This is a genomic window from Cellulomonas sp. NS3 (assembly GCF_024757985.1).
Lineage (GTDB): Bacteria > Actinomycetota > Actinomycetes > Actinomycetales > Cellulomonadaceae > Cellulomonas_A.
The window spans coordinates 1,204,494-1,218,498 of sequence record NZ_CP103289.1 but is presented as its reverse complement, the minus strand read 5'-3'; the positions used below and the strand labels follow the sequence as shown (position 1 = coordinate 1,218,498).

At 76.8% G+C, this 14,005-nt stretch carries 12 protein-coding genes; 7 read left to right on the top strand and 5 right to left on the bottom strand.

The genetic code is table 11. The features are described from left to right. The first annotated feature begins 24 nt into the window (after positions 1–24). Together NXY84_RS05770 and NXY84_RS05765 are read left to right on the top strand one after the other, a co-directional pair. Positions 25–1,530 carry a PspC domain-containing protein gene (locus tag NXY84_RS05770; RefSeq protein WP_258726168.1) on the top strand — a complete coding sequence of 502 codons (1,506 nt, stop codon included), beginning with the start codon at positions 25–27 and terminating at the stop codon, positions 1,528–1,530. Further along, positions 1,527–1,985 carry a hypothetical protein gene (locus NXY84_RS05765; protein WP_258726167.1) on the top strand — a complete coding sequence of 153 codons (459 nt, stop codon included), beginning with the start codon at positions 1,527–1,529 and terminating at the stop codon, positions 1,983–1,985. Before NXY84_RS05770 ends, NXY84_RS05765 begins: the two co-directional genes overlap by 4 nt. A gap of 170 nt (positions 1,986–2,155) precedes the next feature. Here the strand turns inward: NXY84_RS05765 and NXY84_RS05760 are convergent, their stop codons facing one another. Together NXY84_RS05760 and NXY84_RS05755 are read right to left on the bottom strand one after the other, a co-directional pair. Beyond that, on the bottom strand, positions 2,156–2,620 hold the full coding sequence (locus NXY84_RS05760; protein WP_258726166.1) for an aromatic ring-opening dioxygenase LigA: 465 nt from the start codon (positions 2,618–2,620) through the stop codon (positions 2,156–2,158). Between the two features lie 208 nt (positions 2,621–2,828). Beyond that, positions 2,829–4,007 carry a glycosyltransferase family 4 protein gene (locus NXY84_RS05755; RefSeq protein WP_258726165.1) on the bottom strand — a complete coding sequence of 393 codons (1,179 nt, stop codon included), beginning with the start codon at positions 4,005–4,007 and terminating at the stop codon, positions 2,829–2,831. 282 nt (positions 4,008–4,289) lie between these two features. Between NXY84_RS05755 and NXY84_RS05750 the strand changes: the two genes are divergently transcribed. Both NXY84_RS05750 and NXY84_RS05745 read left to right on the top strand, forming a co-directional pair. After that, entirely contained in the window at positions 4,290–5,864 is a 1,575-nt protein-coding gene (locus NXY84_RS05750; protein ID WP_258726164.1) for a glycoside hydrolase family 6 protein, read from the top strand. Between the two features lie 186 nt (positions 5,865–6,050). Next, positions 6,051–7,535, top strand: coding sequence for a GGDEF domain-containing protein (locus NXY84_RS05745; protein ID WP_258726163.1), 1,485 nt, complete (start codon positions 6,051–6,053; stop codon positions 7,533–7,535). Between the two features lie 121 nt (positions 7,536–7,656). Here NXY84_RS05745 and guaA read toward each other — a convergent pair whose 3' ends face one another. Continuing rightward, a complete protein-coding gene (gene guaA / locus NXY84_RS05740; protein ID WP_258727124.1) occupies positions 7,657–9,249 on the bottom strand; it encodes a glutamine-hydrolyzing GMP synthase in 1,593 nt (530 codons plus the stop codon). 124 nt (positions 9,250–9,373) lie between these two features. Further along, positions 9,374–10,102, bottom strand: a complete 729-nt coding sequence (gene thiE, locus NXY84_RS05735; RefSeq protein WP_258726162.1) for a thiamine phosphate synthase — start codon at positions 10,100–10,102, stop codon at positions 9,374–9,376. 117 nt (positions 10,103–10,219) lie between these two features. Here thiE and NXY84_RS05730 point away from each other — a divergent pair, with 117 nt between their 5' ends. From NXY84_RS05730 to NXY84_RS05720, 3 genes are read left to right on the top strand one after another with little or no spacing between them, the layout of a single operon-like run. Then, positions 10,220–11,506, top strand: coding sequence for an FAD-dependent oxidoreductase (locus NXY84_RS05730; protein WP_258726161.1), 1,287 nt, complete (start codon positions 10,220–10,222; stop codon positions 11,504–11,506). Continuing rightward, complete coding sequence (thiS, locus tag NXY84_RS05725) at positions 11,503–11,778, top strand: sulfur carrier protein ThiS (protein WP_258726160.1); 276 nt, start codon at positions 11,503–11,505, stop codon at positions 11,776–11,778. The genes NXY84_RS05730 and thiS overlap by 4 nt, the downstream gene beginning before the upstream one ends. Beyond that, positions 11,775–12,617, top strand: coding sequence for a thiazole synthase (locus NXY84_RS05720; RefSeq protein ID WP_258726159.1), 843 nt, complete (start codon positions 11,775–11,777; stop codon positions 12,615–12,617). The genes thiS and NXY84_RS05720 overlap by 4 nt, the downstream gene beginning before the upstream one ends. Positions 12,618–12,641: 24 nt before the next feature. Here NXY84_RS05720 and moeB read toward each other — a convergent pair whose 3' ends face one another. Continuing rightward, complete coding sequence (gene moeB / locus NXY84_RS05715) at positions 12,642–13,913, bottom strand: molybdopterin-synthase adenylyltransferase MoeB (protein ID WP_258726158.1); 1,272 nt, start codon at positions 13,911–13,913, stop codon at positions 12,642–12,644. Positions 13,914–14,005 lie beyond the last annotated feature (92 nt).

Below are 14,005 nucleotides of genomic sequence, written 5' to 3'. Positions count from 1 at the left end.
ACGGCCCGGGGCCACGATCGACCCATGGACACGCAGACCCCCGACCCGGCGGAGCCCCGACCCTCGGAGCCCGGACCGGCGCCCTCGTCGTACACCTCCCCCGTGACCCCGCCGCCGCCGGCCCCGCCCGGCGACAGCGCGTTCTTCGCCTCCGTGCGCCGCTCGGGGCTCGTCCGCAGCGACGAGCGCTGGATCGGCGGCGTCGCGGGCGGCATCGCGCTGCGGCTCGGCGTGGACCCGCTGCTGGTGCGCGGCATCCTCGGCGCGAGCGTCCTGCTCGGGGGCCTCGGGATGGTGCTGTACGGGATCGGCTGGGCGCTGCTGCCCGAGCAGAAGGACGGGCGCATCCACCTGGAGGAGACGATCCGCGGGCGCTTCGACGCCGCGCTGCTCGGGGCCGTCGCCCTCCTGATCGTGGGCCTCAACCGCAACGACCACTGGTTCGGCTGGTGGGGCGGGGGGGACCTCGGCTGGCTCAACGGTCTGTTGTGGGTCGCGGCGGTCGTCGTCGCGGTCGTCGTCGTCGTCAAGGCCGCGGGGAACCGCCGGACGCCGCCGCCGTACGGCCCGTACCCGGGGATCCCGGCTCCTGGAGCGCCCGGCACGAGCGCGGCGGGCACCGCAGGACCGGGCGCCACCGCGTCCGGCACCGCCGCCGGCGACGTCGCAGCGGAGACCACGTCCTACGGTCCGGTGCGGTTGACCAAGACGCCCGAGCCGGCAGCGTCCGCGCCCTACCCCACGGCCCCGTACCCGGCGGTCCCGCCCTACCCGGCCCAGCCCTCTCCCACCCCGCCCTCCCCCACGCAGCCGTACCCGACGCAGGGCTACGCACCGGCGCCGCCGCCCCCGCCCCGCGCCCCCCGGGTGAGCACGCCCGGTCCGGGCAGCACGACGTTCGGCATCGTCGCCGCGCTCGTCCTGCTCACGTTCGCGGTGCTGCTCGCGGCCGAGCGGTCCGGGGACTTCACCGGCCCGGTCGGGCTCACCGGCGGCGCGGCGGCGATCGTTCTGCTCGGCCTCGCCGCGATGGTGTCGGGCCTGCGCGGCCGGCGCAGCAGCGGTCTCGGCACGCTCGCGGTGCTCACGACGCTCGTCGTGCTGCCCCTGGCGTGGGCCGGCGACCGCGACTGGACCTGGGACGGCGACTCGCACGCCGCGATCGCCGACACCGACTTCGTCGTGACCGAGCGCGACGTCGCGACCCGGGGCTACGACCTCGGGCTCGGCGACAGCACGGTCGACCTCTCGGACGTCGAGCTCACCGACGAGACGCTGCGCGTACCCGTCGACATGGGCGCCGGGACGCTCCGCGTGATCGTCCCCGAGGGCGCCGCGGTCGTCGCCGACGTGACGCTCGGCGCCGGCGACATCACCTGGGACGTCGACGAGCCGCTCGAGAAGAGCGGCGGCGTGGGCCTCGGCGAGCGCAGCTACCGCAGCGACGAGGTCGTCGACGGGACGGCACCCGAGCTCGCGCTCGTCGTGACCCTCGGCGCAGGAGACATCACGATCGAGGAGGCACGATGAGCACCGACGGACCCACCGAGAAGATCCCCACGACCCCCGCGGGCAGCACGACGTCGGGGCGGACGAGCCCCGACCCGGCGGACGCGTACGGGACGTCACCCGGGGCGACGACCGCCGCCTCCCCCACGGCCTCGACGGACCCGCTCAGCGCGTTCGACGAGCCCGCCCCGGCACCGGGCGGCCCTGCCGCGGCACCCGTTCCCGGCGCACCGACCGGACCCGGGACGTCGGCCGCAGCCGCGGCGCCGGCCCCCGACGCCCCCGTGCGACGCGGCGTGCGCGTCGGCACGTTCGTCTGGGGCCTCGTGATCGTCGCGGTCGGCATCGGCGTCTTCGCGCTCTCGGCGGGCTACACGCTCGACGTCGAGCTCGCGCTGATCGTCCTGCTCGGTGCGGCGGGTGCGGCGATGCTCGTCGGCTCGCTGATCAAGGGCCGGCGCGGCGGGAGCCGCTGAGCGGAGGACGGCGCCGCCCGGGACGACCGGGTGGCGGCGCACCGGCCGGGTGGCGCCGACCCCCCCGAGGACGGCGCCCGGCAGGCGTGCACACGCGAACGGCCTCGGGCCGGTCCCGGCAGCGGAGGGCTGTCGTGACCGGCCCGGGGCCGTTGGCGTGGGCGTGGGCGTCAGACGGTGACCGGGACGCCCTGCGCCGCGGTGGCGGGGGTGACCGCCGAGCGACCGGCGAGGACCCACACGGCGTAGCCGACGAGGATGAAGAGCAGGCCCAGGCCCATGACCAGGGCGGCGACACCGAAGGCGACGACCGAGGTGAAGAGCGACGCCCGGAGGAACGAGCCGTTCATGGCCGTGGCGCGCAGCGGGTCCTCACGGTCGAGCTCCGCGTACGTCTTGCCCTCGGTCGCCTCGAGCGCGTGGTGGGCGATGATGTCCGCCTCGGCGAACGCGGTCCACGGGCTCGTGACCGGCTGGCCCGCGAAGCTCGCGGCGTCCTCCGCCACGGTGATCTTCTCGTCGGCCAGGCGACCCGAGACCGTGCCCCAGGTGACGCCACCGGCGATGATGAGGAACAGCCCTGCGATCGCGGTGATGGCACCGATGATGCGAGCGGTCCTGGCCCCGTTGTTCATTGTCCTGCTCCGTTTCCCGACGACCCCCGGATGCGGTTCTGGCAGGTACCAGATCCGGCCTGCCCCGTGGGGCTGACAAGACAAGCGTGCCCCCGCGGCGGCCCTCGGACGAGGGACGTTGGTCATGCACGCACGGCGCCGGACTTATTGCCTCGACACGTCCCTCACCAGGGGATTCGTCCGTTTCCGCGGGCTGCGGAAGAGCGGGTCAGCGCGCGAGCGCGACGGCCCGGCGGTACTCGGCGTCGGCTGCCTCGAGCACGCGGGGCCACCCGAACGCCGGCCGCACCGAGCGGTTGTGCGCACGGATCCCGGTGAGCAGCCGCTCGTCCCGCGCGAGGTGCACGATCGCCTCGGTCATCTCGGCGTCGTCGGCGACCAGGAGGCCGTCGGTGCCGTCGACCACGAACTCCTCGATCCCCGTCCCGTGGCGCGCGACGACCGCGAGCCCCGCGGTGCGCGCCTCGAGCGCCGCGATGCCGAACGCCTCGAGCTCCGCCGGCGCGAGGAAGACGTCGGCGTCGGCGTAGGCAGCGCGGACCTGCTCGCGCGGGAGCCGGCCGCGCAGCGTCACGACGTCGCGCAGCCCCTGGGCGGCGACGACCTGCTCGACGCGCCCGCGCACGGGCCCGTCCCCGATGACGGTGAGGTGCAGGCGTCCTCGCGGCAGCCGGCGCGCGGCGGCGCCGACGAGCTCGACGAGCGGGACGGCGCGCTTGCGCGGGGCGAGGCGCATCGTCGCGACGAGCCGCACCGGGCCGTCAGGCGCCGCGGTGTCGTCGGGAGCCGCGGCGTCGTCCGGCCGCCCGGGCCGGGTCCCGGCGGCACCGACCGGCTCGAGCGGAGCCCACACGTCGAGGTCCATGCCGTTGGGCACGACCCCGACCTCGGTGCCGAACGCGTCACGCACGCGGGCCGCCGCCGCGGAGCTCACGGCGCTGAGGGCGGCACGCGCCGTGCGCCACCCCGTGAGGCGCACGGCGGTGCGCAGCGCGGGGACCGTGCCGTCGAGCATGCAGTGCCAGGTGATCGCGGTGGGCAGCCCGTGCCCGAGCGCGATCCGGGCGCCGTCGAACGCGAACGGCGAGAGCACGCCCGCGTGCACGTGCACGACGTCGGGTGCGACGTCGCGCAGCGCGGCGTGCAGCAGGCGGGGGCCCGCGGGGTTGACCGGCAGGTCGAAGGGCAGCCGGGCCCCGAGCCGGTGCACGTGGACCCCCCCGACGAGGTCGACGACCCCGCCCCGCTCCCCGGCCTCGCCGAGCGTGGCCGTCAGGACGTGCACGTCGTGCCCCGCCCGGGACTGGTGCTGGGCGAGGTCGCTCACCTGGGTCTCGATGCCGCCCGTCCGGGGCGGGTAGCAGTCGGAGACGTGGACGATCCGCACCGGCACAGGGTAGCCGCACGGGTCCTGGTCCGAGACGCGTCCGCGGCCGCCGTCCGGTCCCGCCGCGCCGGGCGCCGGCGCTCACCACCCGGACGTGTACTGCGCGGTTGCCAAAACGTTTCGGCATTCGCGCGTCCGTTGACGCGTCGTGGCCCGCTCGGCGAGCGTGACGGCACGACCGCGCCCGGACCGGGCCCGGACGGGGTCCGCGCGCGCGGGCCGCCGCCGGACCGGCTCGACCAGGCAACGACGCCCGGCCGGTCCGGACCGAGGGGACCCACCATGCCGTCAGCTCCGACCCGGCCGGCACGGCGCCCGGCACGACGCCGAGCGCTCGCCGCCGCACTCACCACCACCGCGATCGCCGCCACGGCACTCGTCGCGGCGCCGTTCGCCGCGACCGCCGCGCCGTACGACGACGAGCGGCTGTTCGTCGACTGGAACAGCTCGACCGTGGAGGCCGCCGGCACCCTGACCGGTCAGGCGCGGGACGACGCGCTCCTGCTCGGCAGCTTCCCGTCGGCGCGCTGGTTCACCACCGGGACGCCCGCCGAGGTGCAGGCCGCCGTCGACTCCTACGTGTCGGCCGCCGACGCCGAGGACGCCGTGCCGGTGGTCGTCGCGTACAACCTTCCGTACCGCGACTGCGCGCAGTACTCCGCGGGCGGCGCGCTCGACACCGCGTCCTACAACGCCTGGGTCGACGCGTTCGCCGCGGGCATCGGCGACCGCGAGGCGATCGTCGTCCTCGAGCCCGACGGCCTCGGCATCATCCCCTGGTACACGAACGTCAACGGCGAGGCCGAGTGGTGCAAGCCTGCCGAGGCGGACCCGGCGACCTCCGCCGCGAGCCGCTTCGAGCAGCTCAACCACGCGGTCGACGCGCTCGCGACGCTGCCGGCGACCCGCACCTACCTCGACGGCACGCACAACGGCTGGCTCGGCGTGGGCGACGCGACCGACCGGCTGATCCGGGCCGGCGTCGAGCGTGCCGACGGGTTCTTCCTCAACGCGTCGAACTACCAGCCGACGGAGAAGGTCCAGCGGTACGCGGGCTGGGTGTCCGACTGCATCGCGCTCTCGACGCAGACGTGGTGGGAGCCGGCGTGGTGCGCGAGCCAGTACTACCCGGCGAGCCCCGACGACCTCAGCACGTGGGACCTGTCCGACGCCGCGTACGACCAGGCGTTCGCCGACACGGGCCTCGTGCGCGACCGCGCGGCGCAGAAGCACGCGGTCATCGACACGAGCCGCAACGGCCAGGGCGCGTGGACCGCTCCCCCGGGCAAGTACACGGACGCCGAGGTCTGGTGCAACCCTCCGGGTCGTGGCCTCGGGGTGCGCCCGACGCTCGACACGGGTGACGAGGTCGTCGACGGGTTCCTCTGGATCAAGATCCCCGGCGAGTCCGACGGTCAGTGCTACCGCGGCACCGGCGGCCCGCTCGACCCCGAGCGCGGCATCGAGGACCCCCGCGCCGGCGGCTGGTTCGTGGAGCAGGCCCGTGAGCTCATCGAGCTCGCCGCACCGCCCGTCGAGGCACCGTCGTGCCAGGTCCGCACGACCGTGCACGGCTCGTGGGCGACCGGCTTCACGTCGCAGGTCTGGGTCACGAACAGCGGCACCGAGCCGCTGCGCGACTGGGAGCTGCGGTTCGCCTTCGCGGGCGACCAGCGGATCACGAAGCTCTGGAGCGCGGGCTGGGCGCAGGACGGCGCGGTCGTCACGGTCACGGCCAAGCCGTACTCGGTGCTCCGGCCCGGCGCCACGGCCACGTTCGGCTACACCGGGGCGGGGGTGTCCGGGGCGGTCTCGCCGCTGACGTTCCTCGGCGGCGAGGCGTGCACCTCGCGCTGAGCCGGCGTCCGTCGTCGCAGGGCCCCCGGCCGGTCGGTCGGGGGCCCTCCCGCGTCGGGCGCGAGGGTCCCGCGGGGGCGGTATCGCACCCGCACCGCGCCGCCGTCAAGGCCCCGGCCCCACCTCGGCGCGATCTCATCCCCCGCACGCGTCACGGCGCGGCACCCGCCGGCCGATGAGAGGGACGTGAAGCCACGAGACCGCGTCCCGACGCACGCGGTCCTCGTCCTCGCCGGTGTCGCGGTGGCGCTGACCTTCCTCGCGTCCAGCGGTGTCCTCCGGGCGTCGATGCTCGTGCTGGCGAGCGCGATCCCGCTGACGATCGTGCTGGTCCTGCTCGCGCGGCGCCGCGTCCGGCGGGCGGCGTCGTGGACGCTCCTGTGCGCCGCGCTCGGCGTGCTGACCGTGAACGGGCTCGCGTGGGTCGTCGACGTGAGCCGTCAGGACGCCGACCCCGCCCAGCCGGGGCTCGTCGTCGACGTGACGCTCCCGATCGGCTACCTGCTGCTCTTCGCCGCCGCGATCGCGATCCTGCTGCCGTTCGCCCGCCGCGACAGCGGCGGCCTGGTCGAGGCCGCGGTGCTGTGGCTCGCGTGCGCGAGCCTTCTGTGGACCGTCCTGGTGCACCCCGCGCTCGTGGCGACCGGGGCGCCGCTGGGCGTCCGGCTGTACACGCTCCTGCTGATCGTCCTGGTCAGCGGCATCGCGGGCATGGTGCTCCGCGCCGCCCTCGTGCACCGCGCGGCCCGCCCGGCCCTCGCCTACGTGTGCACCGCGGTGCTGCTGACCCTCGTCGGCAACGTCGCGATCGTCCTGACGACGGACGCGGCCACCGGCCTGTACGCGCCCTGGGTCGCCACCCTGTGGATCCTCGGCTACAGCTGCCTCGCCGCGGCCGCGGTGCACAGCACGCACGCGCGCGTCGCCGAGGGCGCCGAGCCCCCGAGCGACCGGCTGGGCCCCGCGCGGCTCACGACGCTCGGCGTCGCGCTCGGCCTCAACCCGCTGCTCGCGGGCCTCCAGGAGGCGTTCCGGGGCGACGTGGACTGGCTGCTCCTGACGGTCGGGACGGTGCTCATCGTCCCGCTGGTCGTCGCGCGCATCGCGGGCCTCGCGCGCCGCCAGCTCGAGGCGGAGCGCGCGCTCGCGCACCTCGCCACGCACGACGAGCTCACCGGCCTCGAGAACCGGCGGGCCGGCCTCGAGCAGCTGCACGGCGCGCTCGACCGCGTCGCGGACGGCCGCTCGGCGGGCGTCACGGTGCTGTTCCTCGACGTCGACGGGCTCAAGCAGATCAACGACACCCACGGGCACGGCGCGGGCGACGCCCTCATCACCACGGTCGCGGAGCGGCTCGTCACGACCCTCGGCCACGGGCCGTGCGTGGCGCGCTTCGGCGGCGACGAGTTCCTCGTGGTCGACGAGGGCGGCCCGGCCGGGGACGCCCTCGTCGCCCGCCTGCGCGCGTGCCTCGACCGTCCGGTGCCGTACGGCGACCTCGTGCTCGGCACCGGCGCGTCGATCGGCGTCCACCACGTGGGGGCCGGCGAGCGCGCGACGACCGCCGAGGCCGTGGCGCGGGCCGACCAGGAGATGTACGCGGACAAGCGGCGGCGCACGGCGGAGCGGGCGCGCGAGCGCGCCGGCGACCGGGCGGGCGTCGAGGCCTGAGCCGCTCGCACCGGGGCGCCGAGCGGCCCGTCGGCGGAGCACCGAGGGCGCCGCTCGTCGGGCGGACGAACGAGACGGGGGCTCCGAAGCCTGGGTCAGACCGCCGCGGTCCCCGGCGCCGTCACTCCCACTCGATCGTGCCCGGCGGCTTGCTCGTGACGTCGAGGACGACCCGGTTGACCTCGGGCACCTCGTTCGTGATGCGCGTCGAGATGACCTGCAGCACGTCGTAGGGCAGGCGCGTCCAGTCGGCCGTCATCGCGTCCTCCGACGAGACGGGCCGCAGCACGATCGGGTGGCCGTAGGTGCGGCCGTCGCCCTGGACGCCGACCGAGCGCACGTCCGCGAGCAGCACGACCGGGCACTGCCAGATCTCGCGGTCGAGGCCGGCGCGCGTGAGCTCCTCGCGCGCGATCGCGTCCGCAGCGCGGAGGGTCTCGAGCCGCTCGGCGGTGACCTCGCCGACGATGCGGATGCCGAGGCCGGGACCGGGGAACGGCTGGCGCCACACGATGCCCTCGGGCACGCCGAGCTCGAGGCCGACCGCGCGGACCTCGTCCTTGAACAGTGTGCGGAGCGGCTCGACGAGCGAGAACTGCAGGTCGTCGGGCAGGCCGCCGACGTTGTGGTGGCTCTTGATGTTCGCCGCGCCCTCGCCGCCGCCGGACTCGACGACGTCGGGATACAGCGTGCCCTGGACCAGGAACTTCACCTCGGTGCCGTGCTCGCCGGCGTCGGCGACGACCTCGCGCGCCGCCTGCTCGAACACCCGGATGAACTCGCGCCCGATGATCTTGCGCTTGGTCTCCGGGTCGCTCACGCCCGCGAGCGCCGTGAGGAACCGCTCGCGCGCGTCGACGACCTTGAGCTGCACGCCGGTCGCGGCGACGAAGTCCTCCTCGACCTGCTCGGCCTCGCCCGAGCGCAGCAGCCCGTGGTCCACGAACACGCAGGTGAGCTGGTCACCGACGGCCTTCTGCACGAGCGCCGCGGCGACCGAGGAGTCGACGCCGCCGGACAGCCCGCAGATCACCCGGGCGTCGCCGACCTGCGCGCGGATGCGCTCGACCTGCTCGGCGACGACGTTGCCCGCGTTCCAGTCGGGCGCGAGCCCCGCACCCTCGTAGAGGAAGTTCTCGAGCGCGCGCTGCCCGAGCACCGAGTGCTTCACCTCGGGGTGCCACTGCATGCCGTAGAGCCGGCGGTCGGGGTCCTCGAACGCCGCGACCGGCGAGCCGGCCGACGTCGCGAGCACCTGGAAGCCCTCCGGCGCGGCGTGCACCGCGTCGCCGTGGCTCATCCACACCGTCTGGGAGTCGGGGCTGCCCGCGAGCACCGTGCCGCCCGCGACGACCTCGACCGCGGTCCCGCCGTACTCGCGCGCGCCGGTCTGCGCGACCGTCCCGCCGAGCGCCTGCGCCATCGCCTGGAAGCCGTAGCAGATGCCGAGCACCGGGACGCCGGCCTCGAACAGCGCCGCGTCGACGAACGGCGCACCGGTGGCGTACACGCTCGACGGGCCGCCCGAGAGGATGATCGCCGCCGGGTCCTTCGCGAGGATCTGCTCGACGCTCGCGGTGTGCGGGACGATCTCGGAGTACACGTTCGCCTCGCGCACGCGCCGGGCGATGAGCTGCGCGTACTGGGCGCCGAAGTCGATCACGAGGACCGGGCGGTGCTCCGTCGGCGCGTCCTCGAGGGTCGCGGGCGACACGGGTGCTGCGGCGGGCGGCGGCGTGGTCTGCGCGTCGGAGGTCACGGGGCCAAGGATAGGCGGCGCGGCGGGCGCACCGGGTGCCCGTCCGCCGGCAGCCGGCGTCGGCGCGGGCCGGGTGCCGTCAGCGCTGCTCGGCCGCGCGTCCGCCGGCGCGGTCCCCCGCGCCGTCGGGCGCGGGAGTGGCGGCGCGGGCCGCGACGACCCGCGCGCGCAGCCGCTCCGCGACGCCCCGCGGGTCGGGCGCGTGGGTGAGCGCCCGGACGACCACGACGCGCTGCGCCCCGGCCGCGAGGACCTCGTCGAGCAGCGCCTCGTCGACCCCGCCGATCGCGAACCACGGCGTGCCGGGTGCGGCGTCGGCCACCGCGCGGACCGCGCCGAGGCCGACCGCCTCGCGGTCCGGCTTCGTCGGGGTCGCGAGCACCGGGCCGACGCAGAAGTAGTCGACCTCGGGGTCCGCGTCGGCGCGCGCGGCCTGGTCGCCGCCGCCCGACGAGCGGCCCAGCAGCACGCCCGGGCCGACGACCTCGCGCGCGACCTCGACCGGCAGGTCCCGCTGACCGGTGTGCAGGACGTCCGCCCGCAGCGCCCGCGCGAGGTCCGCCCGGTCGTTCACGGCGAACAGCGCGCCGTGCTCGTGGGCGACGTCCCGCACGAGGGCGCCGAGGGCGAGCTCGTCGGCGACGTCGAGCGTGCGGTCGCGCAGCTGCACCACGTCGACGCCGCCCGCGAGCACCTCGTGCAGGAACGGCTCGAGGTCGCCGCGCTCGCGCCGGGCGTCGGTGCACAGGTACAGGTGGGCGTCGGCGAGCCGGGCGCGCAGCGCCGTCCGCGCCTGGACATCGGACATGCCGGGCAGCGTAGTCTGACCGCCGCACGGGAGCCCCGCACGAGAGCGGGGCTGAGAGGGCGTCGCAGCCGACCGTCGAACCTGATCTGGGTCATGCCAGCGAAGGGAGCACGCGCGATGAGCGCCGCCCGTACCCGCACTCCCCGCGGCCCGTCCGCACCGCGCCCGGGGTCCCCGCCGGACGTGCTCGTCGTCGGCGGCGGGGTCGTCGGGCTCGCCGCCGCATGGCGCGCGGTCGAGGCCGGGCTGGCGGTGACGCTGCTCGACCCGGACGGCGCGCGCGGGTCCGCCGGGGCCGTGCACGCCGCCGCCGGGATGCTCGCGGCGGTCTCCGAGGCCGAGCACGGCGAGCACGCGCTGGCCCGGGTCAACGTCGCGGCGGCCGGGCTCTGGCCGGCGTTCGCGCACGCGCTCGAGGACGCGTCGGGGGTCGACGTCGGGCTCGTCGCGTCGGGGACGCTCACGGTCGCGTACGACGCCGCGGACGCCGTGCGCTGCCGGGAGCTGCTCGCGCTCCAGCGGTCCTGGGGGCTCGACGTGCACGAGGTCACGGCGGCCGGGGCCCGCAAGCGCGTCCCGCTCCTCGGCCCGCACGTGAGCGCCGCGACGTGGGCCGCCGGCGAGCGGCAGGTCGACCCCCGGGCGGTCGTGACGGCGCTGCGCACGGCGCTCGGGCTCCGCGACCCGGACGGGAGGCCCACGGGCACCGCGCGGGTCCGCGTCGTCGAGGGGGCGGCGACCGGCCTCGTGCGCGGTCCCGGCGGTGACGTCGTCGGCGTGCGCGACCGCCGCGGCGAGGTCCACCCCACCGGCCTCGTGGTGCTCGCCGCGGGTGCGGGCTCGGCGTCCGTCGTGCGCGACGAGCCGGACGTGCCGGTCCCCGTGCGGCCCGTGCTCGGCGCGACGCTGCGGCTCGACGCCCGGGAGGTGCCGGGCTTCCGCGAGCTGCCCGTCGTGCGCGGGTCGGTCCAGCACCGGCCCGTGTACGTCGTCCCGCGCCCGGGCGGGGAGGTCGTGGTCGGCGCGACGAGCGACGAGCGCGAACCAACCCCGGGGACGCGGGCGGGCGACGTCTTCGCGCTGCTGCGCGACGCCCGCGCGCTGCTGCCCGGGCTCGACGAGCTGCCGCTCGTGGACGTCACGACGCGGGCCCGGCCGGCGACGCCCGACCACCTCCCGCTCGTCGGCGCCGGGCCGGTCCCGGGCCTCGTGCTCGCGACGGGCCACCACCGGAACGGGGTGCTGCAGACCCCGCTCACCGCGGCCGCGCTCGACGCGCTGTTCGCGGGAGAGCCGGTGCCCGACGCCGTGCGCGCGTGCGACCCCGCAAGGTTCGTCCCCCGGGTCCCCGCTCCGGTTCCCGTCCCTGCCGCCTTGCCCGTTCCCTCGAGAGGACCCGCATGACCTCCACCGGCACCGTGCCGACCGTGACCCTCAACGGCGTCGAGCGCCCGCTGACCGACCCCACGAGCGTCGCCGCGCTCGTCACCGAGCTTCTCGCCGACGGCGCGACGGCCACCGCGTCCCCGGCCACGGCGAGGGCGGACGGCGACGCCGCTCCCACCGGTGTCGCGGTCGCGGTCGACGACGCGATCGTCCCCCGCGGGCTCTGGGCCTCCACGCTCGTGCGGGCCGGTGCGCGCGTCGAGGTCGTGACGGCGGTGCAGGGCGGATGAGCGGCGTCCTGACGACGACCGCCTCGGACGCCCCCGGGACCGTCGACGACCCGCTCGTGATCGCGGGCACCGTCGTCGGGCCCCGGCTCGTGCTCGGCACGGGCGGCGCGCCGAGCCTCGAGCGGCTCGAGGACGCGCTCGTCGCGTCGGGCACGCGCCTGACGACCGTCGCGCTGCGGCGGGTCCGGGCCGGCGGCGAGCAGTCGGTCTGGGGTCTGCTGACCCGGCTGGGGATCCGGGCGCTGCCGAACACCGCGGGCTGCTTCACCGCACGCGAGGCGGTGCTCACGGCCGAGCTCGGGCGCGAGGCCTGCGGGACGTCGTGGGTCAAGCTCGAGGTGCTCGCGGACGACGTGACCCTGCTCCCCGAGCCGTTCGGGCTCGTCGAGGCCGCCGACCGGCTCGTCCGGGAGGGGTTCACCGTGCTGCCCTACACGGGCGACGACCCGGTCGTGGCACGCCGGCTCGAGGACGTCGGGTGCGCCGCGGTCATGCCGCTGGGGTCGCCCATCGGCTCGGGGCTCGGCATCCTCGACCCCCGCAGCATCGCGGCGATCGCCGAGCACGCGCAGGTCCCGGTGATCCTCGACGCGGGGATCGGCACGGCGTCGGACGCGGCGCTCGCGATGGAGCTCGGGTGCAGCGGCGTGCTCGTCGCGTCGGCGGTCACGCGCGCGGCGGACCCGGCCCGGATGGCGCGTGCGATGGCCCTGGCCGTCGAGGCCGGCCGCGCCGCGCGGCTCGCGGGGCGGATCCCCCGGCGGGAGCAGGCCCTCGCGTCCTCGCCGACCACCGGTCTCGTGGGCGGCCCGACCGGCAACCTCGACCTCGCGCTCTGAGCGGCGGGTCGTCGCTCCCGGCCGTCAGTACGTCGGGAGCGACGGGTCGACGTCCGCGACCCACGCGAGCACGCCGCCCGTGACTTGCACGACGTTGCTGCGGCCCGCGGCGTGCGCCGCCTCCACGACGCGCTGCGAGCGCGCGCCCGACTTGCAGTAGACCGCGACGAGCCGGTCGCGCGGGAGCTCGGCGAACGGGTCGTTGGGGACGGCGTCCGGGCCGCCCCCGGTGGCGCCCCCGGCTCCCCCGACCCCGTCGGCGACCGGGCGCACCGGCCGCAGCAGCGTCCCGGCCGGCCGCAGCACCGACCCCGGGATCGCGACGACGGCGCGCTCGTGCTCCTCGCGGACGTCGAGCACGAACGGCGGCGCGGGCGAGTCGAGCAGGTCGCGCAGCTGCCGCGCCGAGACCGCGGTCGCCGCCGCCGTCGACCCCGCGGCCCCGCGCGGGGGCACCTCGCACACCTCGGCGGCGGGCTCGGCGACCTCGGTGACCGGCGCCCGCGTCGGGTCCGCGGCCACGCGCAGCTCGCGCCAGCGCACGTCCGCCGCGTCGTACAGCGCGAGGCGCCCGAGCAGCGAGCGGCCCGCACCGGTGACGAGCTTGACGGCCTCGGTGACCATGACCGAGCCGATCGTCGCGCACAGCGCCCCCAGCACCCCGCCCTCGGCGCACGTGGGGACGGTGCCGGGCGCGGGCGGGTCGGGGAACAGGTCGCGGTAGGTCACGGGCGCCAGCCCCTCGGGCGGCGCGGACCAGAACACGCTGACCTGGCCCTGGAACCGGTCGAGCGCGCCCCACACGTGCGGGACCCCCGCGATCGCGGTCGCGTCGCTCACGACGTAGCGGGTGGCGAAGTTGTCGGAGCCGTCGAGCACGAGGTCGTAGCGGGACACGAGCTCGAGCGCGTTCGCGGCGGTCAGGCGCACCGGGTGGGCCTCGACCGTGACGTCGGGGTTCGCGGCGAGCACGGCCTCGCGCGCCGAGTCGACCTTGCGGCGCCCGACGTCCGCCCGGCCGTGCAGGACCTGCCGCTGCAGGTTCGACTCGTCGACCACGTCGTCGTCGACGACGCCGAGCGTCCCGACCCCCGCGGCGGCGAGGTAGAGCAGCGCGGGGCTGCCGAGGCCGCCCGCGCCGACCACGAGCACGCGCGCGGCCGCGAGCCGGCGCTGGCCGCTGACCCCGACCCCGGGGAGCGTCAGGTGGCGGGCGTACCGCGCGAGCCGGGCGGGGTCGAGCGGCGGGCCCTCGGGGACGAGCGGCGCACGGGCCGCGGGCGCGTCGGCGCTCATCGGCCCGACCCGCTGCGGCCGTCGCGCGCCGTGCCGCGCGGTCGCCGCGCGCCGCCGTCGGCGTGCGTGTCCCGGGGCGCACGGAGCACGGG

Coding starts and splice junctions, on each gene's coding strand:
- thiE (WP_258726162.1), bottom strand. CDS start 10,102: ATGTCCGATGTCCAGGCGCGGACGGCGCTGCGCGCCCGGCTCGCCGAC.
- NXY84_RS05765 (WP_258726167.1), top strand. CDS start 1,527: ATGAGCACCGACGGACCCACCGAGAAGATCCCCACGACCCCCGCGGGC.
- NXY84_RS05760 (WP_258726166.1), bottom strand. CDS start 2,620: ATGAACAACGGGGCCAGGACCGCTCGCATCATCGGTGCCATCACCGCG.
- NXY84_RS05770 (WP_258726168.1), top strand. CDS start 25: ATGGACACGCAGACCCCCGACCCGGCGGAGCCCCGACCCTCGGAGCCC.
- thiS (WP_258726160.1), top strand. CDS start 11,503: ATGACCTCCACCGGCACCGTGCCGACCGTGACCCTCAACGGCGTCGAG.
- NXY84_RS05720 (WP_258726159.1), top strand. CDS start 11,775: ATGAGCGGCGTCCTGACGACGACCGCCTCGGACGCCCCCGGGACCGTC.
- NXY84_RS05730 (WP_258726161.1), top strand. CDS start 10,220: ATGAGCGCCGCCCGTACCCGCACTCCCCGCGGCCCGTCCGCACCGCGC.
- NXY84_RS05750 (WP_258726164.1), top strand. CDS start 4,290: ATGCCGTCAGCTCCGACCCGGCCGGCACGGCGCCCGGCACGACGCCGA.
- moeB (WP_258726158.1), bottom strand. CDS start 13,913: ATGAGCGCCGACGCGCCCGCGGCCCGTGCGCCGCTCGTCCCCGAGGGC.